The sequence below is a fragment of the Streptomyces sp. NBC_01476 genome (assembly GCF_036227265.1).
Taxonomy (GTDB): Bacteria; Actinomycetota; Actinomycetes; order Streptomycetales; family Streptomycetaceae; genus Actinacidiphila.
This window is the reverse complement of record NZ_CP109446.1, coordinates 1,729,273-1,745,543: the sequence shown is the minus strand read 5'-3', so window position 1 is coordinate 1,745,543 and position 16,271 is coordinate 1,729,273. Positions and strand designations below refer to the sequence as shown.

Below are 16,271 nucleotides of genomic sequence, written 5' to 3'. Positions count from 1 at the left end.
CCTGCCCGCGGCGTACGCGGCGCCTGGGGCGGCGGTGGTGGAACGTCGGTTCGTGGCACGGCGGTTCACGCGTCGCCCTCCAGATCGCCTTCGAGGGCGAGATACATCTCGCGGAGGCGGTCGAGCGTGGCCGGGTCGGGGTTCTCCCAGAGGCCGCGGTCCGCCGCCTCCAGCAGCCGCTCGGAAATCCCCCGCAGCGCCCATGGATTCGACCGCTTCATGAACTCCTGGTTCTCCGGGTCGAAGACGTACTCGGCGGCGAGCTTCTCGTACATCCAGTCGTCCACCACGCCGGCCGTCGCGTCGTACCCGAAGAGGTAGTCGACGGTCGCCGCCATCTCGAAGGCGCCCTTGTAGCCGTGCCGGCGCATCGCCGCCATCCAGCGCGGGTTGACCACCCGCGCCCGGAACACCCGGTGCGTCTCCTCCCCGAGGGTCCGCGTGCGCACCTGGTCGGTCAGCGCGCTGTCACCGACGTACGCCTCCGGTGAGGTCCCGGTCAGGTGCCGGACCATCGCCACCATGCCGCCGTGGTACTGGAAGTAGTCGTCCGCGTCGGCGATGTCGTGCTCGCGTGTGTCGACGTTCTTCGCCGCGATCTGGATCCGCCGGAACGCCGCCTCCATGTCGCCCCGCGCGGCCCGCCCGTCCAGGCCGCGGCCGTAGGCGTAACCGCCCCAGACCGCGTAGACCTCGGCGAGGTCCGCGTCGGAGCGCCAGTTGCGCGCGTCGATCAGCGGCAGCAGACCGGCCCCGTACGCGCCCGGCTTGGAGCCGAACACGCGCGCGGTGGCCCGGCGGCGGTCGCCGTGCGCGAGGGTGTCCTCGTCGGCGTGCGCGCGGACGTAGTTCACCTCGGCGGGTTCGTCGAGTTCGGCGACCGCGCGGACCGCGTCGTCCACCAGGGCGACCACATGCGGGAAGGCGTCACGGAAGAAGCCGGAGATGCGGACGGTGACGTCGATCCGGGGGCGGCCCAGCTCCGCGGCCCCGATCACCTCGAAGCCGGTGACCCGCCGGGACGCGTCGTCCCACACCGGGCGGCAGCCCAGCAGTGCCAGGATCTCCGCGATGTCGTCGCCCTGGGTGCGCATGCAGGACGTGCCCCAGACGGTCAGCCCGACCGACTTCGGATAGGCGCCGGTGTCGGCGAGGTGCCGGGCCAGCAGCGAGTCCGCCAGCGCGGTGCCGACGTCCCAGGCGAGGCGGGAGGGGATCGCCTTGGGGTCGACGGAGTAGAAGTTGCGGCCGGTGGGCAGCACGTTGACCAGCCCGCGGGTGGGCGAGCCGGACGGGCCGGCCGGGACGTAACCGCCGCGCAGCGCCCGCAGGATGTGGTCGATCTCGTCGGTGGTACGCGCCAGCCGCGGTACGACCTCGGTGCCCGCGAACTCCAGCACCCGCACCGCGTCCGGCACGTCGAGTCCGCCCAGCGCGTCCGAGACCACCCCGGGGGCGGCGCCCGGCGCCCAGCCGGCCGCCTCCATCGCCTCGGCGAGCCGCCGGGCCACCTGCTCCAGCAGGTCGACGGTGTCCGAGGCGGTCCGCGCGGGTCCTTCCGCGACGGCGGTCAGTGCCTCCGGAACCGCGACCCGGGCGCCGGGTTCGGCCAGCAACTCCTTCTCCACCAGCCCGAACCGTTCGGCGAGCGCCGCCCGCAGCCCGGGCAGCGCGGCCCCGACGCCGCCCCACACCTGGGCCGAACGGAGCACCGCCAGCACCAGGTTGACCCGCGCCTCGGCCACCGGGCCGCCGCCCAGGATGTGCAGGCCGTCCCTGATCTGGACGTCCTTGATCTCGCAGAGCCAGCCGTCCACATGGAGCACGAAGTCGCTGAAGTCGTCCTCGCCCGGCTGCTCGTCCACGTGCAGGTCGTGGTGGAGTTCGGCGGCCCGCACCAGGGTCCAGATCCGGCTGCGGATCGCCGGCGCCTTCGCCGGGTCGAGATCGTTCACCATGGCGTACTCGTCGAGCAGTTGCTCCAGCTTCGCCAGGTCGCCGTAGGAGTCGGCGCGGGCCATCGGCGGTACCAGGTGGTCCACCACGGTGGCGTGGCCGCGCCGCTTGGCCTGGGTGCCCTCGCCCGGGTCGTTGACGATGAACGGGTAGACCAGGGGGAGTTCACCCAGTACGGCGTCCGGCGCGCAGCCCGCGGACAGGCCGAGTCCCTTGCCGGGCAGCCACTCCATGGTGCCGTGCTTGCCGAGGTGGACGATGGCGTCGGCGCCGAAGGTGTGGTCGAGCCAGCGGTACGAGGCCAGGTAGTGGTGCGAGGGCGGCATGTCGGGGTCGTGGTAGATCGCGATCGGGTTCTCCCCGAAGCCGCGCGGCGGCTGGATCATGATCACCACATTGCCGAACCGCAGGGACGCCAGCACGATGTCCTCGCCGTCCACGTAGAGCGAACCGGGCGGCTCGCCCCAGTGGGTGAGCATGCCGGCCCGCAACTCCTCGTCCAGCGTGCCGAACCAGCGCCGGTAGTCGGCCACCGGCACCCGGGCGGGCGCGGCGGCCAGCTGCTCCTCGGTCAGCCACTCCACGTCGTGGCCGCCGGCCGCGATCAGCCGGTGGATCAGCTCGTCGCCGTCGTCGGGGAAATCACCGGTGGTGTACCCCGCCGCGCGCAGGGCGTGCAGCAGCCGGACGGCGGAGGCGGGCGTGTCGAGGCCGACCGCGTTGCCGACCCGGGAGTGCTTCGTCGGGTACGCGGTGAAGACCAGGGCGATTTTCTTCTCGGCGTTGGGGGTGTACTTCAAGGCCGCGTGCCGCACCGCGATCCCGGCGACCCGCGCGGCGCGCTCCGGATCGGCCACGTACACCGGCACATCGCCCTCGCCGGTCTCCTTGAAGGAGAACGGCACGGTGATCAGCCGGCCGTCGAACTCCGGGATCGCCACCTGCATCGCCGCGTCCATCGGGGACAGGGCCGCGTTCGACTCCTGCCAGGTCTTGCGGGAGGAGGTCAGGCACAGCCCCTGGATGACCGGCACGTCGAGGTCGGCGAGCGCCCCGATGTCCCAGGTCTCGTCGTCGCCGCCCGCGCTCGCCTCGGACGCGACCGTGCCGCCCGCCGCCAGCACTGTGGTGATGATCGCGTCGGCCCGGCCCAGCAGGTCGTACAGGCCGTCGCCGTCGGGTGCCCCGTCGGACGCGGCCTCCGCCGTCCGCTGCGTCTCCGCCAGGCCGCGCAGCGAACCGCAGTACACCGGCAGCGCGTTGGCGCCCTTCGCCTCGATCGCCTCGCACAGGGTCTCCACGAAGCCGGTGTTGCCGGAGAGTTCGTGTGCCCGGTAGAAGAGCACCGCGACCGTCGGCCGGCCGTCCCGCTGGGCGAAGGACCCGTGCCGGCCGAACTCCGGCATGGCGTGCGGTGGTTCGAAGCCCTCCCCGCTCATCAGCACGGTGTCGGAGAGGAAACGGGCGAGTTCGGCGAGGTTGCCGGGACCGCCGGCCACCAGATAGCGCAGCGCCTCCGCGACGACGCCGGCCGGCACCGACGACAGCGCCATCAGCTCCGCGTCGGGCACCGGCTCGCCGCCCAGCAGCACCGTCGGCACGCCCGAGGCGGCCAGCACCTCAAGACCGCGCTCCCAGGCGCGGCGCCCGCCCAGCAGCCGGACGACCGCCAGGTCCGCCCCGTCCAGCAGGGCCGGCAGTTCGCTGTCCGGGTCCACCCGCGAGGGGTTGCCGATGCGGTACGCGGCTCCGGCGGCGGCCCGCGCCGCGAGCAGGTCGGTGTCGGCGGTGGACAGCAGCAGAACGGTGGTCATGGTGCCCCCGGTGCGATGAAGGGGAGGCCGGCGGGCGCGCCGTCCTCGATGAGCCGCAGCAGTGCGGCGGTGTCCATGTGCTCCTCGACCAGGTCGCCGAGCAGGTCCAGCTGCGCCTCGCGCAGCGCCTCGAAGGACGTGTCCGGCGCCGGTACGAACCGCCGGCCGGCGACCGCCGCCACCTCGCGCAGGAACGCCCGGCGGAAGGCGTCGCTCTCCAGCGAACCGTGCCAGTGCGTGCCCCAGACCGCGCCGACCCGGCAGCCGTCCAGGAACTCCTCGCCGCCACCGAGCAGTTCGGCCACCCCGTGGTGGATCTCGTAACCCGCCACCGGCTCGCCGTAGGCGCTGCCCACCGGCCGGGCCAGCGTCTTGCCGGCCGCGAACCTGACCCGCACCGGCAGCAGTCCGAGGCCCGGGACCGTACCCGCCCTCGACTCCACGTCGTCGTCGATGCGTTCGGCGAGCATCTGGAAGCCGCCGCACACCCCGAGCACCGGGCGGCCCTCCGCGGCACGCCGCCGGATCGCGTCGGCGAGGCCCCGGGCGTGCAGCCATTCCAGCGCGCGGACAGTGCCGCGGGTGCCGGGCAGCACCACCAGGTCGGCGTCCGCCAGCTCCTGCGGGCGGTCCACGAACCGGACGACGACGCCCGGTTCCGCGGCGAGGGCATCCACGTCGGTGAAGTTGGACATCAGGGGGACCGCGGCGACCGCGACTCGCAGCAGGTCCTGGCCGTGCGGGGCAGCCACCACCGACGCGCGGACGGCGCCGCGCAGCGACACCCGCAGGCCGTCCTCCTCGTCGATGCCGAGCCCGTGGGTGTACGGCAGCACGCCGAGGGTGGGGCGGCCGGTGAGCCCCCGCAGCATGTCGAGGCCGGGCTGGAGCAGGGCCGGGTCGCCGCGGAATTTGTTGACGACATAGCCGCAGATCAGGGCCTGGTCGGCGGGGGAGAGCAGGGCGGTGGTGCCGAAGAAGGAGGCGAAGACCCCGCCCCGGTCGATGTCGCCCACCACCAGGGTGGGCAGGTGGGCGCGGCGGGCCAGGGCCATGTTGACGATGTCGGTGCGGCGCAGATTGATCTCGGTGGGGCTGCCGGCGCCCTCGCAGATCACGGCGTCGTAGGCGGCCCCCAGCTCCTCCAGGCACCCCACCACGGTGTCGAGCAACTCGGCCTGCCGGCCGCCGTGGTAGCCGCGGGCGCTCAGCTCGCCGACCGCCGTGCCCAGCACGATCACCTGGCTGCTCCGGTCGCTGCCGGGCTTGAGCAGCACCGGGTTCATCAGCGCGGTGGGTTCCACCCGGGCGGCCCGCGCCTGCATGGCCTGCGCCCGGCCGATCTCGGCGCCCTCCTTCGTCACGAAGGAGTTCAGCGACATGTTCTGGCCCTTGAACGGGGCGACCCGCACGCCCTGGCGGACCAGGTAGCGGCAGATCCCCGCGGTGAGCACGCTCTTGCCGGCGTCACTGGTCGTACCGGCGATCAGCAGTCCCTTCACCGGATGCCCCCTCGCTGCCGCGGCCGTGCCGGCACGGCGGCGAACCCCGGCCGGCCGGACCTGCGGCGGCCGGCGACCGCGGAGGCGGCGACGCAGACGGCCAGGGCAAGGGCGTTGACCCGCCGGGACAGGCGGACGGCGCGTTCGATGTCCGGCGGGCCGGGCGGGGAGAAGCAGGCCCCCATGACCGGGCGGTGCTCGGTGCGGCCCGCGTAGGACAGGGTGCCGCCCAGGCGGAGCCGGAGGGCGCCGGCGAACGCGGCTTCCACCGGGCCCGCGTTGGGGCTGGGATGGCGGCGGGCGTCCTGCCGCCAGGTGCGCAGCGCGGCGCGGGGCGCGCCCCCGGCCAGCACCGCGAGGCAGGCGGTGAGGCGGGCCCCCGGGTAGCCCAGCACGTCGTCGAGGCGGGCCGCGGCCCAGCCGAAGCGCAGATGGCGGGGGGATTTGTGGCCGACCATGGCGTCCAGGGTGTTGGCCGCGCGGAAGCCCACCAGTCCCGGCACCCCGCCGAGGGCGCCCCAGACCAGCGCCCCCACCACGGCGTCCGAGGTGTTCTCGGCGACCGACTCGACCACCGCCCGGGCGATCCCGTCGGCGTCCAGCCCCTGCGGGTCCCGTCCGCACAGATGCGGAAGCCGCCGCCGGGCCGCCGCGAGATCCCCCGCCTCCAGCGCCGCCGCCACCAGCCGCGCCTCGCGGGCCAGCGACGTACCGCCCAGCACCGACCAGGTGGTGAGCGCGGTGAGCCCGGCCGACAGCACAGGGGAGCCGCGCAGCGCCCGCCCGGCGAGCGCGGCGCAGCCCAGCGCCCCGCCGAAGCTCAGCGCGGCGAAGGCCGCGCCGCTGCCGCGGTCGTCCCGCCACATCCGGCGCTCCAGCGCGCCCGCCGCCCGGCCGAACCCCGCGACCGGGTGGCCGCGGCGCGGGTCGCCCGCGACGAGATCGCCGAGAAAGCCGAGCGTGGCACCGTACGCGAACACGCGATCGGCACGCATCAGCTCAGACCGCCGTCACGCTCCGGGCGGGAAAAGGACCGTAAGGCCGTTCACAGAGACGTTCGCGTACGCGCGTGCCGGGCATGGCATGGGTCCTCACTCAGGGTCCGCGCCCTGGCTCGACGTGACCGGCGGTGAGAGTCTCCTGGCTCCCGGATCAACGCACTCCCGGTCTTCCAGCCGGACCAGCCGGCCGTGACGTTCGGGTTGGGAGTGCACTCCCCGGTGACAGTGGCGGGACCGCGCCGGATTCGCACCGGACTTCCTCTCCTGCCGCCGTATGGCTCCCGGCAGTTCACCACGCCCGCCAAAGCCCGTCAACCTGCCCTTGACCTGCGGGGACGGAGTGTGGTGAGCGGCACACGCGCCGGCCGCGCCGGCCGGGGGGTCAGGAGACGATCAGGTCGATGCCGTAGCCGACCGCCGCCGCGCAGGCGGCGAAGCACAGGCAGGCGCCGGTACGGGTGAGCGCCGCGGTCTGCCGGGAGAGGCCGACCACGCCGAGGGTGAAGACGCCGACCAGGCCGACGGTGGCGACGAGGGTGACGGCGAAGACGCTGCCGAGGGCGTGCCAGTCGATGCTCATAACAGGGGTCCTCAGCGGTTCAGGCCGTGGTCGGCGTGGTGGTGGGGGTGGCCGGCGGCGGGATGACCGCCGCGATCGCCGCGGACCCGGCGGCCGGCAGCGGGGCGGCGGCGGTGGGCGCCACCGGAAGCCGCGCGGGCTCCGTGGCCGCCACGTCATTGACGTTCGCGTAGGTGACCGGCCGGCGCCTGGACGCCGCCCACACCGCCGCGCAGCCCGCCAGGCCGATCACCGCGACCGCGGCGATACCCCAGTTCCCGCGGTCCGCCAGCAGCGCGGCCCCCGCGGCGACCAGTCCCGCGGCGGGCAGGGTGAGGCCCCAGGCCACGACCATCCGGCCTGCGGTGCCCCAGCGCACCACCGACCCGCGCCGCCCCACGCCCGCGCCGAGCACCGCGCCCGAGCAGACCTGGGTGGTGGACAGGGCGAACCCGAGGTGGGAGGAGGTGAGGATGGTGACGGCCGCGCCGGTCTGCGCGCTGAAGCCCTGCTGCGGTTCGATGTCGGTGAGCCCGCGGCCCATGGTGCGGATGATCCGCCAGCCGCCGAGATAGGTGCCCAGCGCTATCGCGCTGCCCGCGGTGACGATGACCCACAGCGGCGGGTCGGAGTCCGGGGCGATGGCGCCGCCGGTGATCAGTGCCAGGGTGATGACACCCATGGTCTTCTGCGCGTCATTGGTGCCGTGGGCGAGCGAGACCAGGGCGGCGGAGGCGATCTGCCCGGCCCGGTACCCCTTGGCGGTCGCCCCGGGGTCGGCCCTGCGGCCGAGCCGGTAGCTGAGACGGGTGGCGAGCATCGCGGCCAGACCGGCCACGACGGGCGCCGCCACCGCCGGGATCAGCACCTTCATGACGACCGCGTCGCCGTTCACCCCGTGGGTGCCGACGGAGACGAGGGTGGCGCCGATCAGGCCGCCGAAGAGGGCGTGCGAGGAACTGGACGGCAGGCCGGCCAGCCAGGTCAGCAGATTCCACAGGATCGCCCCGACCAGCCCGGCGAAGATCACCTCGGGTCTGATGCCGGCCGACTCGTCCACGATGCCGCCGGAGATCGTCTTGGCGACCTCGACCGAGAGGAAGGCACCGACCAGGTTGAGGACCGCGGACATGCCCACCGCGACCCGGGGCCCCATGGCACCGGTCGAGATGGTGGTGGCCATCGCGTTCGCGGTGTCGTGGAAACCGTTCGTGAAGTCGAACACGAGTGCGGTGACGATCACGATTCCGATCAGGAGCGTGATGTGTTCCATGGACCCAGGATTCGTTCGGTTGGGCAGGGGCGAGCTGACCGTACGGATCATTGGTGAACGGGAGGTTAACTGTCAGCGTACTCACGGTGCTGACGTGAATCGGCCATGAACGGTGCGATAACGCCGGACGGCCGCCACCGGGCGCCGTGGTGTACGGGGGCCGCCGCGCATAATGCCTCTGCGGCAGCGAGCGAGACGAACCACGACGGACGAGCGAGGTGGCCGACGGTGCAGGACGCGGTGGAACAGACCTGGTCGGACCTGCTGGCCACGGCCCGGCGCAGCGTCGCCGACGGGCTGGTGGTCGGCACCTCGGGCAATGTGTCGGCCCGGGTCGGCGACCTGGTGCTGATCACCCCGAGCGGGGTGCCGTACGACCGGCTGGGTCCCGGGGAGGTGGTGGCGGTCGGCCTCGACGGGCGGCAGCTGCGCGGGACGCTCACCCCCAGCAGCGAGCTGCCGATGCACCTGGCCGTATACCGCGAGACCCCGGCCCGCGCGATCGTGCACACCCACGCGCCCCACGCCACCGCCGTGTCCACCCTCGTCGACAAGCTGCCCAACGTCCATTACATGGCCGCGGTGATGGGTGGTCAGATCCAGGTGGCGCGCTACGAGCTGTACGGCACCGAGGAGTTGGCCCGCTCGGTGCTCAAGGCGCTGCGGGACCGCACCGGTTGCCTGATGCGCAATCACGGCACCCTGGTGTACGGCGACAGCCTCGGCCAGGCCTACGACCACACCGCCCAGCTGGAGTGGATGTGCCGGGTCTGGCTGATGGCCAGGTCCGCCACCGACACCGGCTCCCCGCGCACCCTCTCGCACCGGGACATGACCAGGGTCGCCGCCAAGCTCAAGGGCTACGGGCAGCGCTGAAGGCCCTGGGGAGCCACCGCCGGGATCGAGGCCGCCGGCCCGGTCCGGGACCGGCGCGGAACCCACCCAATCAGCGAATCCTTCCCCGGATCCGCCCGCGTCACCCAACCGCGGTCCTCCCCTGGCAGGTCCGCCGCCGACCGCCCACACTGGAAGGCGATGCGCCTACGAAACGTGGCAGCCGTGGCTGCGATCGCCCTGGTGGGTGCCGGTACGGCCGCTCTGGCGGCGGGCCGGTACGGGTCGGCGTTCGCCCTCAAACCGTCGGTCGCCGGGCCCGCCCCCGGGGGCCTGATCCGGGTCCGCTCCATCGGCCGCGACCAGGTGGTCCTGGACCGCACCGAGGCGTCCGCGAGGCCCGGTGTGTACGGACTGACCGGGATCGGCGTGCACGCCACCGTCGGCCGGGTGGTCGACGGGGACGCCCACACGGTGACCCGGCGGCTGCTGCGGGTCGACAAGGGCGCGCTCGGCCGCGACACCTTCGTCCGGATCACCCCACAGGTCTATACCGGTGACCCGGGCAGCGCCCTCGCGCTGGAGTACACCGAGGTCCAGGTGACGGGCGAACTCGGGCCGCTGCCCGCCTGGTTCGTGCCCGCCACCCGCACCACCTGGGTGATCGCCGTGCACGGAGTGGGGTTCACCCGCGAGGCCACCTTGAACATGGTGCCCACCCTGCACCGCCTCGGCCTCCCCGTCCTGGTCGTCAGCTACCGCAACGACCCCGGCGCCCCCGCCTCTCCCGACCGGCTCGGCCACCTCGGCGACACCGAGTGGCGCGACCTGGACGCGGCCATGCGGTACGCCGTGGACCACGGCGCCGGCCGGATCGTGCTCTACGGCTGGTCCACCGGCGCCACCATGGCGCTGCGCGCCTCCCAGCAGTCGCCGGTACGGGACCGGGTCGCCGGGCTCGTACTGGACTCGCCGGTGCTCGACTGGCGGTCGACGGTGAAGGCCGCGGTCACCCAGCACCGGCTGCCCGCCGCGCTGACCCCGCTCGCCGTACGCGCCGCCGAGGGCCGTACCGGACTGCGGGCCACCCACCACGCCGAGGCCACGGACCCCGGAAAACTGACCGTGCCCACCCTCCTCGTGCACGGCCCGGACGACACCTTCGCCTCCTGGGACGCGACCCGGGAACTCGCCGCGCGGCGGCCCGACGTGGTCTCCCTGCACCGGGTCCCCGACGCCCCGCACACCGCGATGTGGAATGTCGACCCGCACGGCTACGAGGAGACCCTGCGGCGCTTTTTGACCCCGCTCATGTGAGCGGCTCCGGCCCGCCGAGCGCTCCATATCCCGCTCCGTTTGGGATTCCGGGCCCTGAGAAGCGAGACTGCTCCAGTGACGTCCCGTAGCCCGCGAGACACTCCGCTCCGCCTCGTCCCCCGCCGGCCGCTCACCGCCGCCCGCCGGACCGCCACGACGCGCAGGCCCAGGCCTCCGCGCCCGCCCGAGGGCACGCCCTCGGTGCCCGATCTCGCCCGGCTGGCCCGGGTCGAACTCGACGACGCCGTACGGCTCGCCCGCTGGGCCGGCACCGGCCCCGGCACCGCGGGCCCGACCGGCATACTCGACGACCCGGTCCTCAAAGAGGCCGCCGCCGCCCTCGACCTGACACCGGGCCAGATCCGCGCCGCCTGGGACCGCGCGCGGCTGGCCGGCCTGATCGAACTGCACGGCGGCGCCGCCCGGCCCGGCTGGCGGCTGCGCGCCTGGGACAACGACGACACCGCGGTGCTGCGCGGCTGGGTCGCGCTCTTCGACGCCTGGTCGCTGGCCCACCCCTTCCTGCCGCACCGCACCGCCCCCGCGGCCCCCGCGGCTCCGGAAACCGACGGCACCGACCCGGCGCTGGTCGCCGAAGTCATCGAGGCCGCACCGCAGTTGCTCTCCTTTCTGCACCTGTCGAACGGCCCGGTGCCGATCGACACCCTGCTGGACCTGCTGCGCCAGCGCGTCGCGGAACTCCGGTCGGAACGCCATGAACCGCCCACCGACGGAGCCCACGACCCGCTGCCGGCGCTGCTCGACTGGATCCTGGACGCCGCCGCCCTCGTCGGCGCGCTGCGTCCGCGCGACCGGCACCGGCCCGACGAGGTGGCGCTGACCGAGCTGGGCAGTTGGGCGGTCTGGGTGAAACTGGAGCAGATCTGCGTCGCCGCCCAGGGGCCGGCCGGGCACATGGAGCAGTCCGCGGAGACCATGCTGCGCGCCTGCGCCCGGCTCTCGCCCGGCCCGGCCCGCGCCGAGTACCGCGCCTGGCTCGCGGCCCGCCCGGTCGCCCCCGCCGTCGCGGAACTGCTGGACACCGCGCGCGGCGACGACGCCCTGCTGCGGGGCCTGGCCTTCGAGGCGCTGCGGGTCGTCGGCGACCCGGCCGAGGCGGCGGTACGCGCCGGAGTGGACGAGCCGGTGCTGCGCCCGTACGCGGTGCTGTGGCTCGCCGAGCTCGGCGGCAGCGACCCGGACGACGCCACCGCGCTGCTCACCCGGGAGGAGGCCACCTGGCTCTGGGTGGACACCGCGGCGGCCGTCGCCGACCACGGCGAGGACCACCTGCTGGTGAGCCATCTGGAGACGGCCGTGCAGGGCTCGGTCCCCGGCCTGCTGGAGGAGGTCCGCAACGTCGGGCACCCGCGGACCGTCCAGGTGCTGGTCGCGCTGGCCGCGGCCCACCCGGACCCGGCGGTGGCCAAGGCGATGCGCCGGGCGGCGTTCCAGGTGCACACCGGCGAGGCGTGACGCGGCGGGCAGAGGCTTAGCTGTTCTGTCCGGGCAGCTCCGGCGCATAGGTGCCGAAGGTCCACAGGTTCCCCTCCGCGTCCCGCACGATGTAGTCCCGTGAGCCGTACTCCTGGTCGGTGAGCGGCATCACGACCTTCACGCCGTACGACACCGCACGGGCGTGGTGCACGTCCGCGTCCTCGACCGCCACGTACACCGAGACCGGTCCCAGGTCCCTGGCCAGCTCACCGAACCGGCCCTCGGCGCGGGCCGTGCCGAGCATCACCATCCCGTTGCCGTAGGCGAGTTCGGCGTGCGCGACGGTGCCGTCCTCGTTCTCGTACACCGCGACCTCGGTGAAGCCGAACGCGTCCTTCAGCATCGTGATGGCGGCTCTGGCGTCCTGATACCGCAGAGTGGGGTACACGCTGAGCTTGTTCGTCATGGCCCCATTGTCTGTGATTCGGCTCACAGCCGCGTCTCCGAGGCCGTGGCCGCCCGCCCGTGGCCCCGCCCGGCGGCCCGCCGGACAGTAAACCGGTTGCCGGCCGCCAGTAGACTGGCGGCATGGCAGTTTTCCTCCTCGATTAGCCGCGGCGTACGACCTCGACGCCCCCTGACCGTCGCCCGTCCCGCCCTGGAGCTTTTCCCGTGATCACTGCCACCGGTATCGAGTTGCGCGCCGGCGCCCGCGTCCTCATCGAGTCCGCCTCCTTCCGTGTCGCCAAGGGCGACCGCATCGGCCTGGTCGGCCGCAACGGAGCCGGCAAGACCACCCTCACCAAGGTGCTGGCCGGCGAGGGCCAGCCCGCCGCCGGCAGCGTCACCCGCAGTGGTGAGGTCGGCTACCTGCCGCAGGACCCGCGCACCGGCGACCTGGAGACCCTCGCCAGCGACCGCATCCTGTCCGCCCGCGACCTCGACACCGTGCTGCGCAAGATGCGGGAGAACGAGGAGCGGATGGCCAATGGAAAAGGCGCCACCCGGGAAAACGCGATGAAGAAATACTCGCGTCTGGAAACGGAATTCCTCACCAAGGGCGGTTACGCCGCCGAGGCCGAGGCCGCCACCATCGCCGCCGCGCTGGGCCTGCCCGACCGGGTGCTCGGCCAGCAGCTGCACACCCTCTCCGGTGGTCAGCGGCGCCGCGTGGAGCTGGCCCGGATCCTCTTCTCGGACGCCGACACCCTGCTGCTCGACGAGCCGACCAACCACCTGGACGCCGACTCCATCGCCTGGCTGCGCGACTACCTGAAGTCGTACCGCGGCGGATTCATCGTCATCTCCCACGATGTCGCGCTCATCGAGACGGTCGTCAACAAGGTCTTCTATCTCGACGCCAACCGTTCGCAGATCGACGTCTACAACATGGGCTGGAAGCTTTACCAGCAGCAGCGGGAAGCCGACGAGAAGCGCCGCAAGCGGGAACGCGCCAACGCCGAGAAGAAGGCCGCCGCGCTGAATACGCAGGCCGACAAGATGCGTGCGAAGGCCACCAAGACGGTCGCCGCGCAGAACATGGCCCGCCGCGCCGAGAAGCTGCTCTCCGGGCTCGAAGCGGTCCGCGCCTCCGACAAGGTCGCCAAGCTGCGCTTCCCGGACCCGGCGCCCTGCGGCAAGACCCCGCTGATGGCCTCGGGCCTGTCCAAGTCGTACGGCTCGCTGGAGATCTTCACCGACGTCGACCTGGCGATCGACCGCGGCTCCCGGGTGGTCATCCTCGGCCTCAACGGCGCCGGCAAGACCACCTTGCTGCGGCTGCTGGCCGGGGTGGAGAAGCCCGACACCGGTGAGGTGACCCCCGGCCACGGTCTCAAGCTCGGCTACTACGCGCAGGAGCACGAGACGCTCGACCCGCAGCGGACGGTGCTGGAGAACATGCGCTCCGCCGCCCCGGACACCGATCTGGTGGAGATCCGGAAGATCCTCGGCTCCTTCCTCTTCTCCGGCGACGACGTGGACAAGCCCGCGGGGGTCCTCTCCGGCGGTGAGAAGACCCGGCTGGCGCTCGCCTCACTCGTCTGCTCCAGTGCGAACGTGCTGCTGCTCGACGAGCCCACCAACAACCTCGACCCGGCCAGCCGTGAGGAGATCCTCAGCGCCCTGCACTCCTTCACCGGCGCGGTGGTGCTGGTGACCCACGACGAGGGCGCGGTCGAGGCGCTGCAGCCGGAGCGGATCATCCTGCTCCCCGACGGCGTGGAGGACCTGTGGGGACAGGACTACGTCGACCTGGTGGCGCTGGCCTGAGCGGGCCGGCCTGAGGGCCGCCCCGGGCGCGGCCCGGGGCGTTCGCGGGGCCCCGCCGCGGCCCGTCCGGTCGGATGATCATGTGGATTGGATCATTCGGCCCATCGAAGATCCTTCATCTGCATGAGTCGCCCTGGTACCGGCGCCGCCTGACGCCGGTGGCGCCCGGGGCGCCAGGTGATCAGTGGTGTGATGTCGGCAAACTCCTTACCGACCACTGCTGACCTGCCGGTATTCCGGCCAAACCGTTCCGCGGCCGGAATTTCCCGCCCGTAAATTCCCCGCCTCCCCCGTTCCGCGGGCGCTATCGGGGCATTCACCTTGCGAATGTCGCGTGATGGACCTTGTCGAATGGGTGGCCAGGAAGGCGCTTAGGGGTGATCATGAGAGTTCGACAGCGCACTTCCCTAGAGGAGGCACGGGTGGCCGAGACTCTGAAGAAGGGCAGCCGGGTAACCGGCGCCGCGCGCGAGAAGCTCGCGGCAGACCTGAAGAAGAAGTACGACTCCGGCGCGAGTATCCGGGCGCTGGCCGAAGAGACCGGCCGCTCCTATGGATTCGTGCACCGGATGCTCAGCGAGTCCGGCGTGACCCTGCGTGGTCGCGGCGGGGCGACACGGGGCAAGAAGGCCACCGCGGCCTGATCCCCGCACAGGGCCGGGGCCCCTCCGCCGGACCGGCATGGTTACTCTTCGGTAATCATGTCCGTGGTCCGCTCGGAGGTTCCCGATGCCCGAAGAGAACACCCTGCTCGAACGTGACGGGGTCCGGCTCACCGTCGATGACGCTGTCGCGACGGTGACCTTGTGCCATCCGGCCAAGCGCAACGCGCAGACGCCCGCCCTGTGGCGGGCGTTGACCGAAGCGGGGCGGCTGGTGCCGGGGCAGGTGCGCGTTGTGGTGCTGCGCGGCGAAGGCGCGTCCTTCTCCGCGGGGCTCGACCGGCAGGCGTTCACGCCCGAGGGCTTCGACGGCGAGCCCTCGTTCCTGGACCTCGCGCGCGGCTCCGACGCGGAGCTCGACGCGGCCATCTCCCAGTACCAGGAGGCCTTCACCTGGTGGCGGCGCACCGATCTGATCACGGTCGCCGCTGTCCAGGGACACGCGATCGGTGCCGGCTTCCAGCTCGCGCTCGCCTGCGACCTGCGGATCTGCGCCGACGACGCGCAGTTCGCCATGCGGGAGACCAGTCTCGGCCTGGTCCCCGACCTCACCGGCACCAAGCCGCTCGTCGCGCTGGTCGGCTACGGACGCGCGCTGGAGATCTGCGCGACCGGCCGCTACGTGCACGCCCCCGAGGCCGAACGGATCGGCCTGGCCAACCTCGTGGTCCCCGCCGCCGACCTCGACGCGGCCGTCGCCGACCTGGCCGCCGCCCTCCTGGCGCCCCCGCGTGACGCGGTCAACGAGACCAAGGCGCTGCTCCGTTCCGCCGTGACGACGCCCGAGGCCGCCCAGTACGCCGCCGAGCGCGCGGCCCAGGGCCGCCGGCTGCGGGACCTGGCCGGGGTGGGGGAGTAGGGCGCTGCCCCGCGCCCGCCGCGGCGGATCAGCCCACGTCCGTGACCACCACCGCCGACGTCACCGGGCCCGGCGCACCGGGCGCCGCCGCGTCGGCGATCGCGACGGCCACCGCGCGGGCGACGGCCAGCGGCAGGTGCCCGGGGCCGGTGGCGATCTGGGCCTGGACGTGGCGGGACGGGGACCGGCCCTCGGCGGTGTCGTCACGCACCCGGATGCCCGGGCCGAGGCCGGCCAGCCGGCGGGTCAGGCGCCGCACCCCGGGCACCGCGCGGGCGGCAGCGGCGACGGCCTCCGCGCTGCCGGGTTCGACCAGCGCCGGGCCGGGCTCCGGCTCCGGGTCGAGCACCCTGCCCTCCAGCGGGCCGCCCGGCGCCGGCGGCCCGTCGTCCAGCAGCCCGGACACCTGGAGGTCCACCGCGGCCACCACCAGGCCGAGCCGGGGCCCGGCCGCCTCCCACAGCACATCGCGCAGCCGCTCGGCGGTCACCGGCAGCGGTTCGTCGGCCGCCGCGTCGAACTCCGCCTCGATGCGCACCGGCAGATGCGGCAGCGCGCCCACCGGAGCGGCGGGCGGTACGCTGGGCGCGCCGCCGGCGTCGACCAGCACCACATCGACATCCCGCAGCCGTACCCCGCGCATCCCGTCGGCGGCACCGCGCAGCGCCAGCACGGCGGCGTTCTCGGTGATCCACACCGGGTCGTCGGGCCCGCCGAGCGGAAGAAGCCGGCCCAGGGCAACCTGCTCCCGTACGGTGCGGGTCAGTCGGTCCATGGTCATCCGGC

General features: G+C 73.4%; 13 protein-coding genes and 1 riboswitch. Of the genes, 6 read left to right on the top strand and 7 right to left on the bottom strand.

Annotated elements, in window-relative coordinates; genetic code table 11:
- Window positions 1-65 precede the first annotated feature (65 nt).
- The 5 genes from cobN to OG552_RS07635 form a co-directional block, all read right to left on the bottom strand.
- Complete coding sequence (gene cobN, locus OG552_RS07655; RefSeq protein ID WP_329130563.1) at window positions 66-3,770, bottom strand: cobaltochelatase subunit CobN; 3,705 nt, start codon at window positions 3,768-3,770, stop codon at window positions 66-68.
- Complete coding sequence (locus OG552_RS07650) at window positions 3,767-5,272, bottom strand: cobyric acid synthase (RefSeq protein WP_329130561.1); 1,506 nt, start codon at window positions 5,270-5,272, stop codon at window positions 3,767-3,769. Before OG552_RS07650 ends, cobN begins: the two co-directional genes overlap by 4 nt.
- Entirely contained in the window at window positions 5,269-6,267 is a 999-nt protein-coding gene (locus OG552_RS07645) for a cobalamin biosynthesis protein (protein ID WP_329130560.1), read from the bottom strand. Before OG552_RS07645 ends, OG552_RS07650 begins: the two co-directional genes overlap by 4 nt.
- Before the next feature lie 138 nt (window positions 6,268-6,405).
- Window positions 6,406-6,535, bottom strand: a riboswitch (cobalamin riboswitch).
- A gap of 120 nt (window positions 6,536-6,655) precedes the next feature.
- Complete coding sequence (locus OG552_RS07640) at window positions 6,656-6,853, bottom strand: hypothetical protein (RefSeq protein WP_329130558.1); 198 nt, start codon at window positions 6,851-6,853, stop codon at window positions 6,656-6,658.
- A 19-nt stretch (window positions 6,854-6,872) separates the two neighbouring features.
- Window positions 6,873-8,105: an inorganic phosphate transporter gene (locus OG552_RS07635; protein WP_329130556.1), complete on the bottom strand. Its 1,233-nt coding sequence runs from the start codon at window positions 8,103-8,105 to the stop codon at window positions 6,873-6,875.
- 105 nt (window positions 8,106-8,210) lie between these two features.
- Here OG552_RS07635 and OG552_RS07630 point away from each other — a divergent pair, with 105 nt between their 5' ends.
- The 3 genes from OG552_RS07630 (at window position 8,211) to OG552_RS07620 (ending at window position 11,732) form a co-directional block, all read left to right on the top strand.
- Window positions 8,211-8,981 carry a class II aldolase/adducin family protein gene (locus OG552_RS07630; RefSeq protein ID WP_443070886.1) on the top strand — a complete coding sequence of 257 codons (771 nt, stop codon included), beginning with the start codon at window positions 8,211-8,213 and terminating at the stop codon, window positions 8,979-8,981.
- 159 nt (window positions 8,982-9,140) lie between these two features.
- Window positions 9,141-10,256: an alpha/beta hydrolase gene (locus OG552_RS07625; RefSeq protein ID WP_329130552.1), complete on the top strand. Its 1,116-nt coding sequence runs from the start codon at window positions 9,141-9,143 to the stop codon at window positions 10,254-10,256.
- A gap of 75 nt (window positions 10,257-10,331) precedes the next feature.
- Window positions 10,332-11,732, top strand: a complete 1,401-nt coding sequence (locus OG552_RS07620; RefSeq protein ID WP_329130550.1) for a hypothetical protein — start codon at window positions 10,332-10,334, stop codon at window positions 11,730-11,732.
- Window positions 11,733-11,748: 16 nt separating this feature from the next.
- Here OG552_RS07620 and OG552_RS07615 read toward each other — a convergent pair whose 3' ends face one another.
- Window positions 11,749-12,159 (bottom strand): VOC family protein, encoded by a 411-nt coding sequence (locus OG552_RS07615; RefSeq protein WP_329130548.1) that lies wholly within the window; start codon window positions 12,157-12,159, stop codon window positions 11,749-11,751.
- Window positions 12,160-12,365: 206 nt separating this feature from the next.
- Between OG552_RS07615 and OG552_RS07610 the strand changes: the two genes are divergently transcribed.
- From OG552_RS07610 to OG552_RS07600, 3 genes are all read left to right on the top strand, one after another.
- Window positions 12,366-13,964 carry an ABC-F family ATP-binding cassette domain-containing protein gene (locus OG552_RS07610; RefSeq protein WP_329130546.1) on the top strand — a complete coding sequence of 533 codons (1,599 nt, stop codon included), beginning with the start codon at window positions 12,366-12,368 and terminating at the stop codon, window positions 13,962-13,964.
- 422 nt (window positions 13,965-14,386) lie between these two features.
- Window positions 14,387-14,608, top strand: coding sequence for a helix-turn-helix domain-containing protein (locus OG552_RS07605; protein WP_177246478.1), 222 nt, complete (start codon window positions 14,387-14,389; stop codon window positions 14,606-14,608).
- Window positions 14,609-14,693: 85 nt separating this feature from the next.
- A complete protein-coding gene (locus OG552_RS07600; RefSeq protein WP_329130539.1) occupies window positions 14,694-15,485 on the top strand; it encodes an enoyl-CoA hydratase/isomerase family protein in 792 nt (263 codons plus the stop codon).
- Window positions 15,486-15,513: 28 nt separating this feature from the next.
- Here OG552_RS07600 and OG552_RS07595 read toward each other — a convergent pair whose 3' ends face one another.
- Window positions 15,514-16,266: a nucleopolyhedrovirus P10 family protein gene (locus OG552_RS07595; RefSeq protein ID WP_329130538.1), complete on the bottom strand. Its 753-nt coding sequence runs from the start codon at window positions 16,264-16,266 to the stop codon at window positions 15,514-15,516.
- Window positions 16,267-16,271: the final 5 nt, after the last annotated feature.

Excerpts from the sequence above, each read along its gene's own strand:
- OG552_RS07640 (WP_329130558.1), bottom strand. The coding sequence starts at position 6,853 with ATGAGCATCGACTGGCACGCCCTCGGCAGCGTCTTCGCCGTCACCCTC.
- OG552_RS07645 (WP_329130560.1), bottom strand. The coding sequence starts at position 6,267 with ATGCGTGCCGATCGCGTGTTCGCGTACGGTGCCACGCTCGGCTTTCTC.
- OG552_RS07595 (WP_329130538.1), bottom strand. The coding sequence starts at position 16,266 with ATGACCATGGACCGACTGACCCGCACCGTACGGGAGCAGGTTGCCCTG.
- OG552_RS07600 (WP_329130539.1), top strand. The coding sequence starts at position 14,694 with ATGCCCGAAGAGAACACCCTGCTCGAACGTGACGGGGTCCGGCTCACC.
- OG552_RS07635 (WP_329130556.1), bottom strand. The coding sequence starts at position 8,105 with ATGGAACACATCACGCTCCTGATCGGAATCGTGATCGTCACCGCACTC.
- OG552_RS07630 (WP_443070886.1), top strand. The coding sequence starts at position 8,211 with ATGAACGGTGCGATAACGCCGGACGGCCGCCACCGGGCGCCGTGGTGT.
- OG552_RS07615 (WP_329130548.1), bottom strand. The coding sequence starts at position 12,159 with ATGACGAACAAGCTCAGCGTGTACCCCACTCTGCGGTATCAGGACGCC.
- cobN (WP_329130563.1), bottom strand. The coding sequence starts at position 3,770 with ATGACCACCGTTCTGCTGCTGTCCACCGCCGACACCGACCTGCTCGCG.
- OG552_RS07625 (WP_329130552.1), top strand. The coding sequence starts at position 9,141 with ATGCGCCTACGAAACGTGGCAGCCGTGGCTGCGATCGCCCTGGTGGGT.